General features: G+C 48.6%; 1 protein-coding gene and 1 pseudogene. Both read right to left on the reverse strand.

The features are described 5' to 3' along the window. Positions 1-148: 148 nt before the first annotated feature. Entirely contained in the window at positions 149-838 is a 690-nt protein-coding gene (locus AC2FD9_RS23110; protein ID WP_496838928.1) for a DUF6629 family protein, read from the reverse strand. A 442-nt stretch (positions 839-1,280) separates the two neighbouring features. Next, a pseudogene (locus tag AC2FD9_RS23115) lies at positions 1,281-1,391 on the reverse strand (IS6 family transposase); the annotation flags it as partial.

Genomic DNA, 1,391 nt, shown 5'->3' on the forward strand with positions numbered 1-1,391 from the left:
AAAAGGGCTGCGTCTTGTCATCCTGCGACGCTAAGTGCTCGCCCTGCCCGCCTCAATAAGTTTCTTCTGACAGTGCCAAATCGCTTATTCATTCGCTAAACCAGCGAAAGCCCCTGCCCGCACTTAAACGCATTTTTCAAAATGTCCCTCAACCTTTGGCAGGCCCACCTAAGCGGTCTACCTCCCAGTAGTGAAACTTTAGAACGAAGTAGATATAGGCAGACAAACCAGCCGCAACGAAGCACCAGATTGACGTGAAGGCATGAGAAGCAAAGAAGAACCCAAATGCAACGGAAACGACAATTAGATACCCGAAACCTCGTAAGCCTCTATCGCTCGATCCTACCAGCGGAACACAGATCACCAAAGCGTAGAAAACACGTGCTAAGTTCCTCGTAATTTCGGAGGGGAACGTTTCTATATTTCCATACTTAATGGAGTGTTGAGCGAGGCCAATATCTAGGTTTTCTGGTGACAACAACACTGGCAAATAAAGCAACAAGCCAAAGCAAAAACCAACTCCGCAAATCCCTTGGAATATGAGCCTGCGACGCCGGTCACTTTCAATCGAAGCCGCGGACAGCGGAACCCAAAACGGCCAAAAGAAATAGGCAAAGAAAAGAAACGTCAACGCAGCTGCCGAAGAAGGGTTCGCCGAGGGGTTGTCAATGGACCCCCACAAGAAGCCTTCGGACAATTGCTGAATCCCAAAGAAAAGTGGAAAGCTGGCTAGCGGAAGAAATCGTTCGCCCATTTGCGACGCCAAACGTATCGTAAGACCACTGCAGGCAATGATCGCTGCACCGGCTACAAAACTGGCTTGTGATGAGAAACACATGCTTAAACCACCTCTACCGTTTTACATAGCTGAAGTCGTTGAAGCAAAGAACACTTTTCATTTCGAAGTACTGCGTTGTGCCGCCTAAAGGGCGCATTGTGAGTTGTCTGGCCAACCATTTAGGAACCGGTGCTGCCAGGTAAATTCGGACCAATCAAATCGGACCAACCAGCGGAATGTTGGTTGTTCAGCGTTGACGATCTCAGCGACCAGGTCTGCGAAGAAATTGGTTAAAAAGTTAAGTGTCCTTTTGTTTTCTTCCGACGTATCAAGGAATGCCGATACTCGTATTTCAAGCTGATTGAGTAGCGTTAGTGCATTCGACTACGTATGCGGTTGGCTGGGCGTCGCTTTTCGCTTGATACCTTTGCAAAGCTCACAAAGGTGCTGTCAGACCAATTCGAACCAGTCTCTGTTTACCCCTAAATGCCGGAACTTGTGCTGAACAAAGTTGGCACCACTCGGAGAGAGCAGCAGCGCGGTTGAGCTTGAAATTGTCTCTGCTGTAGAGGGCGCGTTCCTGATTGAAATGGTTGTGGACGGAAGAATGAAC

The sequence above is a fragment of the Ruegeria sp. YTSC230 genome (genome assembly GCF_059609665.1).

What these genes read in the sequence shown, in the direction of transcription:
- AC2FD9_RS23110 (WP_496838928.1), bottom strand. Translation starts at nt 838, where the DNA reads ATGTGTTTCTCATCACAAGCCAGTTTTGTAGCCGGTGCAGCGATCATT.